Consider the following 7,374-nt stretch of genomic DNA (forward strand, 5'->3'; position numbering starts at 1 on the left):
GGCAGCCCTTTTGTATATACTGGTACAACAGCGGAAAGGGCGGTGGGGCGGATGCGCGGCAGGAACAAGGTCATCAAACTCATTATGGTGACGTTGGGAGCGGGGCTGCTGCTGTCGTTTTGCCTCACCGCCGGCACCGCCGTCATCGCCATCGCCCTGGTGCTCATCGCCCTGGGGTTGCTGATGCAGAATTGACAGGAGGGTTTTTTGATGCAGGTGGTCGTGATCAAGAGTTCCAAATTCATGTCGAAAATCCTGAAGAAGATCTTCAAGATCAAACCCGAGCAAAACTGAAGTGGGGAAGGCCTCTGCGGGGGCCTTCCCCTTTTGCAGTCCCGGAGAGGGGGGACAAGCCCGGCCCCACAGAGGCCCCGAGGGCGATGAAAAAGATTTGTGAATTGGGCGCTTTCCCTTTACATTGGTGCCGCAAATAGAGTAGAATATAGTTTGAAATATACTGGGTGGGAGTGTGTGAGAAGCAATGGAACTGAAGTACAAGAGGATCCTGTTAAAGCTGTCCGGCGAGGCGCTGGCAGGCGATAAAAAGATGGGGATCGACTACAACATCGTCACCGACATCTGCAAAAACATCAAGATGTGCACCGAACTGGGCTGCCAGGTGGCCATCGTCGTGGGCGGCGGCAACTTCTGGCGGGGCCGCTCCAGCGGCGAGATGGAGCGCACCCGGGCCGACCACATGGGGATGCTGGCCACCGTCATCAACGCCCTGGCCCTGGCCGACAGCCTGGAGCAGCAGGGGGTGCCGGTGCGGGTGCAGACGGCCCTGCCCATGCAGCAGGTGGCCGAGCCCTACATCCGCAACCGGGCGGTGCGCCACCTGGAAAAGGGGCGGGTGGTCATCCTGGCCTGCGGCACCGGCAACCCCTTCTTCTCCACCGACACCGCCGCCGCCCTGCGCGCCGCCGAGATCAACGCCGAGGTCATCTTCAAGGCCACCATGGTGGACGGGGTCTACGACAAAGACCCCAAAAAGTACCCCGACGCCGTCCGCTTCGACCGGGTCTCTTTCTCCCGGGTGCTGGCCGACTCCCTGGAGGTCATGGACTCCACCGCCGCCTCCCTCTGCAAGGACAACGGCCTCCCCATCCTGCTCTTTGATTTGAGCGATCCCTACAACATCGTCCGCGCCCTCTGCGGCGAGGACATCGGCACCCTCGTCAGCGAGGACTAGCGGCGAGAGATCCCCCCGAAAATAATCAGGCGGCCCCGCCGCCTCACAGGAGGTAGCTTTTCATGAGAGAAGAGTATGCAGTTTACGAGAAGAAGATGGGCAAATCCATCAGCGTGATGGAGGGCGAGTTCGCCGCCATCCGCGCCGGCCGCGCCAACCCCGCCGTCCTGGACAAGGTGACGGTGGACTACTACGGCGTGCCCACCCCCGTCGCCCAGATGGCCGGGGTCTCGGTCCCCGACGCCCGCACCCTGCTGATCCAGCCCTGGGACGGCTCGACCCTCAAGGCCATTGAAAAGGCCATCCTCGCCAGCGATTTGGGCATCACCCCCAACAACGACGGCAAGGTCATCCGCATGGCCTTCCCCCCGCTGACCGAGGAGCGCCGCAAGGAGATCGTCAAGTCGGTCCACAAGCTGGAGGAGGAGTGCAAGGTCGCCATCCGCTCCATCCGCCGGGACGCCATCGACAAGTTCAAGGCCCAGAAGAAGGCGGGAGAGCTGTCTGAAGACGACCTGAAGGACCTGGAGAAGGGGATCCAGAAACTCACCGACACCTACTGCGACAAGGCCGAGGCCGCGGCCAAGGCCAAGGAAAAAGAGATCATGGAGATCTAGCCGGTGTTCTTTCAAAAGAAGAAACGGCTTCTCGCGAAACCGGATTTTGACAACCTGCCCCAGCACATCGGCTTTATTATGGACGGCAACGGCCGCTGGGCCAAGCGGCGGGGGCTGCCCCGCTCTGCCGGGCACCGGGCCGGGGCCAAGACCTTTCGGGACATGGTCCGCTACTGCAAGGACATCGGCATCAAAAACATGACCGTCTACGCCTTCTCCACCGAGAACTGGAAGCGCCCTAAGGAGGAGGTGGAGGCCATCATGGACCTGCTGCGCAGCTACCTGAAAGACGCCTTTGACCACCGGGAAGAGGAGGTGCGCTGTCTGATTTTGGGGGACACCGCGCCCCTGGCGCCGGACATTGTCGCCCTCATCAAAAAGCTGGAGGACGAGAGCCGCGACTGCAAGCAGATGACCCTCAACATCGCCCTCAACTACGGCGGCCGGGCCGAGATCACCCACGCCGTGCGCGAACTGGCCGGCCAGGTGCAGCGGGGGGAACTGGCCCCCGAGGAGATCACCGAGGACGCCATCTCCGCACACCTCTACACCGCGGGCCAGCCCGACCCGGACTTGATCATCCGCCCCAGCGGGGAGTACCGGACCTCCAACTTCCTGCTCTGGCAGTCGGCTTACAGCGAACTGGTGTTCATGGATGTGCTGTGGCCCGATTTCACCCGCCGCGACCTGGACCGCGCCATCCTGGAGTACCAGAACCGCGACAGAAGGTTTGGAGGGGTATAATTTTGGCAACCAGAATCATCAGCGCGGCGGTGGGCCTTGTCCTGCTGGCGATCGCCGTGCTCTTTTACGGCACCCTGGCCTTTAATGTCATCGTGCTGCTCATCACCCTCATCGCCCTGCACGAGATTTTCGGGGCGGTGAAACTGCACAACAAATTTGGGATGTACGGCTGGTGCGCCCTCTTTGCGGCCTTCGTGCTGCTCTACGACAAAATGCCCCCTACCGGGGCCATCCACCTGACGGCGGGGCTCTTTGTCTTTACGGCGGGGATGGCGGCCTTTGCGGTCTTTCACTTTGCAGACATCCCCTTTTCCAGCATCGCCATCGTCTACATGGAGACCATCGCCATCCTCTTCGGCTTTTCCTCCACCCTGCTCATGCGCAGCGTCTTTCCCCAAGACGGGCTCTTCTACCTGATCGCTGCGCTGGGCTGCGGATGGCTAGCCGACACCGGGGCCTATTTTTCGGGCCGGCTCTTCGGCAAGCACAAACTGGCCCCCAACGTCAGCCCCCACAAGACGGTGGAGGGCTCGCTGGGCGGCCTGCTCACCAACGTGCTGGCCCTCTGCCTCATCGCCTGGGGCTACCACCGCTTTTTGGGCGGCGGTCCCATCTCCTATCCCCACCTGATCGCGGTGGCCACCGTGGGCGCCCTGGCGGGGATGTTGGGGGACTTGGTGGCCTCCAGCCTCAAGCGGCAGCAGGGAATCAAGGACTACGGCACCATCATGCCCGGGCACGGGGGGATCATGGACCGCTTTGACAGCGTCATCTTCACCCTGCCCACGGTGCTGCTGCTCTCCTACTACCTGCCCATCGTCCTGCGCTAGGGCGGGGGCGAAAGGAAGGCTTTTTCATGTGCGCTAAAAAAGTAACGGTGCTGGGCTCCACCGGCTCCATCGGCACCCAGGCCCTGGACGTCATTGAAAAAAACGGCTATGAAGTGGTTGGCCTTTCGGCCAACTCTTCTGTTTTACAGCTGGAAAATCAGGTGCGCCGGTTCCGCCCCCCCTTCGCCTGTATGGTGGACGAGCGTGCGGCGCACGCCCTGCGGGACGCCCTGCGGGACACCGACACCAAGGTCCTGGCGGGGGTGGACGGCCTCTGCGAACTGGCCGCCCGGGAAGAGGCCGACATGGTCCTCAACTCGGTGGTGGGGATGGTGGGGCTGCGCCCCACCCTGGCCGCCATCGAGGCGGGTAAGCCGGTGGCCCTGGCCAACAAGGAGACCCTGGTCGCCGGCGGCAAGCTGGTGACCGAGGCCGCCCGGGCCAAGGGGGTCCCCATCCTCCCGGTGGACAGCGAGCACTCGGCCATCTTTCAGTGCCTGCAGGACCGCCACTCGGCCAGGGCCCTGAAAAAGGTCATCCTCACCGCCTCGGGCGGCCCCTTCTTCGGCAGGGGCCGGGAGAAGCTGGAGAAGGTGAGCATCGAGGACGCCCTCAACCACCCCAACTGGTCCATGGGGGCCAAAATCACGGTGGATTCCGCCACCTTGATGAACAAGGGGCTGGAACTCATCGAGGCGGCCTGGCTCTTTGACAAGACCCCGGACGAAATCGAGATCGTCGTCCACCGGGAGAGCGTCATCCACTCCCTGGTGGAGTTTGACGACCACTCGGTGCTGGCCCAACTGGGGGTGCCGGACATGCGCATCCCCATCCAGTACGCCCTGACCTACCCGGAGCGGCTCCCATCTCCTGTAAAGGAACTCTCCTTGACAGACTATCCGACCCTCCACTTTGCCAAGCCCGACATCGAGACCTTCACCTGCCTAAAGACCTGTATCGAGGCGGCCCGGCGGGGGGGACTTGCCCCCTGCGCCATCAGCGGCGCCAACGAGGAGGCGGTGGCCCTCTTTTTAAGTGGGAAGATCGGCTTTTTGGAGATCGGGGAGCTGGTGCGGGGGGCCATGAATACTGTGCCCCGCGCAGACGTATATTCTTTAGAGGATGTGCTGCAGACAGACGCACAGGCGCGGGCCTATGTCCGCGCACAGGCGAGGTAGCCAAAAGCGGCTTTCGGCCCTCGCTCATCAGTTGGAAGGTGAACTATGAACATCGTTTTTTCGATCCTCTTGGCAGTCCTGATGTTCGGGCTGATCATCATGATCCACGAGTTGGGGCATTTCATCACCGCCAAACTCGGGGGGATCAAGGTCAACGAATTTGCCATCGGCATGGGGCCGACCCTCCTCAAGCGGCAGAAGGGGGAGACCACCTATGCCCTGCGGGCGGTCCCCATCGGCGGTTTCGTGGCCATGGAGGGGGAGGACGAGGACAGCGCCGACGAGCGGGCCTTCTCCCGCCGCCCGATCTGGATCCGCATCCTGGTGGTGATCGCCGGGGCCCTGATGAACCTGGTGTTGGGCTTTGTCATCCTCATCGTCCTCACCTCGGCCTCCAAACTGGTGCCCACCACCACGGTGGCCAAGTTTGACGAGACCTCCCTCAGCGCCCAGTCGGGGCTGCAGGTGGGGGACGAGGTGCTCTCCATCAACGGCCGGCGCATCTACATCGCCAACGACATCGACTTTGAGCTGATGCGGGACAAAGACGGCTATGTGGACATGACCGTTCTCCGCGACGGCGAGAAGATCACCCTCACCGGGGTGCAGTTTGCCCTGGCGCAGGACGACAACGGCAACCAGTTTATCAGCCGCGACTTCTGGGTGCTGGGGGTCCCCAAGACGGTGGGCGGGGTGCTCAAGGAGTCGGCACTCAAGACCGTCTCCATCGGGAAGATGGTCTGGGTCTCCCTGCTCGACCTCATCACCGGCAACGTGCCCATCTCCCAGGTGGCCGGGCCGGTGGGGACGGTGGACATCATCAACCAGGCGGTGAGCATGGGCTGGGAGACCACCCTCAACATGCTGGCGCTGCTGACCATCAACGTGGGCATCTTCAACCTGTTGCCCATCCCGGCGCTGGACGGGGGGCGGCTGGTCTTTCTCCTCATCGAGGCGATTCGCCGCAAGCCCATCAAGGCCAAGTACGAGGGCTTTGTCCACGCGGCGGGGTTCCTGCTGCTTATCGGCTTTATGCTCTTTGTGACCTACAGCGACATCACCCGAATATTCGCCCGCTGACCGGTGGGCTGACCACAGCTGCGGGGACCGAAACCGGCCCCGCACCAATTTTACATAGAAGAGGGACAAGCTCATGGAGAGAAAAAAGACCCGCACCCTGCAAATCGGCTCGGTCAAGATCGGCGGCGGCGAGGAGATCGCCGTCCAGTCGATGCTCTGCGCCCCGGCGGCGGATGTGGAGGCCAACGTGGAGCAGGCCAAGCGCCTCTTTGCGGCGGGGTGCGACATCATCCGGGTCGCCGTCCCCGACCGGGAGTCGGTGCGGCTCATCGGCGCCATCAAGGCGGCGGTGCCCACCCCCCTGGTGGCGGACATCCACTTTGACTACCGGCTGGCCCTGGCGGCGGTGGAGGCGGGGGTGGACAAGGTCCGCATCAACCCCGGCAACATCGGCGGCAGGGAGCGGGTGCAGGCGGTGGCCGACGCCTGCAAGGCCCGGGGCGTCCCCATCCGCATCGGGGTCAACGGCGGCTCTCTGGAAAAGGAGATCTTGCGGAAGTACGGCGCCCCCACCGCCCCCGCCCTGGTGGAGAGCGCCCTCTACCACATCTCGCTGCTGGAGGAGTGCGGCTTTGCAGACATCGCCATCTCCCTCAAGTCCTCCAGCGTTCCCACCATGATCGAGGCCTACCGGCTGATGTCCCAGCGCTGCGACTACCCCCTCCACCTGGGGGTCACCGAGGCGGGGACCGAGCGGATGGGCCTCATCAAGTCGGCCATCGGCATCGGCTCCCTCCTCTGCGACGGCATCGGCGACACCATCCGCGTCTCCCTCACCGACGACCCGGTGAAGGAGGTGCGGGCCGCCCGGGACATCCTCAAGGCCCTGGGGATTGGCAAGCAGGGGGTGCGGGTGGTCTCCTGCCCCACCTGCGGGCGCACCCAAATCGACCTGATCTCCCTTGCCAAAGAGGTGGACCGCCTGGTGGAGGGGATGGAGAAGGACATCACCGTGGCGGTGATGGGCTGCGCGGTCAACGGCCCCGGCGAGGCCAGAGAGGCCGACATCGGGGTGGCCGGGGGAGACGGCTGCGGTCTTCTCTTCCGCAAGGGGGAGATCCTCCGCAAGGTGCCGGAGGACCAGATCCTCCCGGCCCTGATGGAGGAGATCGAGCGACTGTGATATTTTGGGCGGCGGGCTCTCTGGCCCTCCGCCCTTTGTGAAGCAAAAACCGGCCCCGCGCGCTGCGGGAAGTGACCAGGAAGGAAGCCGCCATTGAGCCAGTATTTTTTTGAACAGCTGGGGATCGCCAGGGGGGAGATGGAAGACCTCCCCGCCGACATCCTCTCCATCGCCGTGGATCGCCGGGAGAACCGGCTGGAAATCGCGGCCCGCTTTGCGCAGCCGCTGCCCTATGCCACCTGCAAGCTCTTGCAAAACCACCTGAAGGGCCAGTTGGGCTGCGAGGCGGCCCTCGTCCCCACCTTCCCGGCAGGAGAGCCGGGGGAGGCCCTCTTTGAGCTGGTGGCCGAGTACGCCAAAGAGGGCAACTCGATGCTCGACTGCATCCTCTCCCGCTCCCACATCCGCTACGACGGGGGGGAAAACGCCTACGTGCTCGAACTGGAGCAGGGGGGCAAGCACATCCTGGCGGGGCTGGGGTTTGAGCAGAAGTTTTGCAGCCAGTACCGGCAGCTCTGCGGCGAGGGGGTGGCCCTGGTCGTGGTGGGGGAGGACGCGCCCCCGCCGCCCTGCCCGGCGCCCGAGCGGGTGGCGGCCCCGGCGCGCCCGG

9 protein-coding genes are annotated in these 7,374 nt (G+C 63.9%); all 9 read left to right on the forward strand.

Annotation, left to right across the window (positions count from 1 at the left end):
• The first annotated feature begins 51 nt into the window (after window positions 1-51).
• Window positions 52-195: a hypothetical protein gene (locus KQI11_RS12925; RefSeq protein WP_185915052.1), complete on the forward strand. Its 144-nt coding sequence runs from the start codon at window positions 52-54 to the stop codon at window positions 193-195.
• A gap of 286 nt (window positions 196-481) precedes the next feature.
• Window positions 482-1,192, forward strand: a complete 711-nt coding sequence (gene pyrH, locus KQI11_RS12930; protein ID WP_216402411.1) for a UMP kinase — start codon at window positions 482-484, stop codon at window positions 1,190-1,192.
• A gap of 62 nt (window positions 1,193-1,254) precedes the next feature.
• Window positions 1,255-1,809 carry a ribosome recycling factor gene (gene frr, locus KQI11_RS12935; RefSeq protein ID WP_216402412.1) on the forward strand — a complete coding sequence of 185 codons (555 nt, stop codon included), beginning with the start codon at window positions 1,255-1,257 and terminating at the stop codon, window positions 1,807-1,809.
• A gap of 78 nt (window positions 1,810-1,887) precedes the next feature.
• Window positions 1,888-2,553 carry a polyprenyl diphosphate synthase gene (uppS, locus tag KQI11_RS12940; RefSeq protein WP_441098096.1) on the forward strand — a complete coding sequence of 222 codons (666 nt, stop codon included), beginning with the start codon at window positions 1,888-1,890 and terminating at the stop codon, window positions 2,551-2,553.
• A gap of 2 nt (window positions 2,554-2,555) precedes the next feature.
• The gene (locus KQI11_RS12945) at window positions 2,556-3,383 is read left to right on the forward strand and encodes a phosphatidate cytidylyltransferase (RefSeq protein WP_185915055.1); all 828 of its coding nucleotides are present in this window, start codon (window positions 2,556-2,558) and stop codon (window positions 3,381-3,383) included.
• Between the two features lie 26 nt (window positions 3,384-3,409).
• The gene (locus tag KQI11_RS12950; protein ID WP_216402414.1) at window positions 3,410-4,561 is read left to right on the forward strand and encodes a 1-deoxy-D-xylulose-5-phosphate reductoisomerase; all 1,152 of its coding nucleotides are present in this window, start codon (window positions 3,410-3,412) and stop codon (window positions 4,559-4,561) included.
• A gap of 45 nt (window positions 4,562-4,606) precedes the next feature.
• Window positions 4,607-5,641, forward strand: a complete 1,035-nt coding sequence (locus KQI11_RS12955) for a M50 family metallopeptidase (RefSeq protein WP_216402415.1) — start codon at window positions 4,607-4,609, stop codon at window positions 5,639-5,641.
• 73 nt (window positions 5,642-5,714) lie between these two features.
• Entirely contained in the window at window positions 5,715-6,764 is a 1,050-nt protein-coding gene (gene ispG, locus KQI11_RS12960; protein WP_216402416.1) for a flavodoxin-dependent (E)-4-hydroxy-3-methylbut-2-enyl-diphosphate synthase, read from the forward strand.
• 93 nt (window positions 6,765-6,857) lie between these two features.
• The coding region (locus tag KQI11_RS12965) for a PolC-type DNA polymerase III N-terminal domain-containing protein (RefSeq protein ID WP_216402417.1) at window positions 6,858-7,374 on the forward strand (517 nt) is incomplete at its 3' end.

Source organism: Acetanaerobacterium sp. MSJ-12, from assembly GCF_018917875.1.
Classification (GTDB): Bacteria; Bacillota; Clostridia; order Oscillospirales; family Ruminococcaceae; genus Bittarella; species Bittarella massiliensis.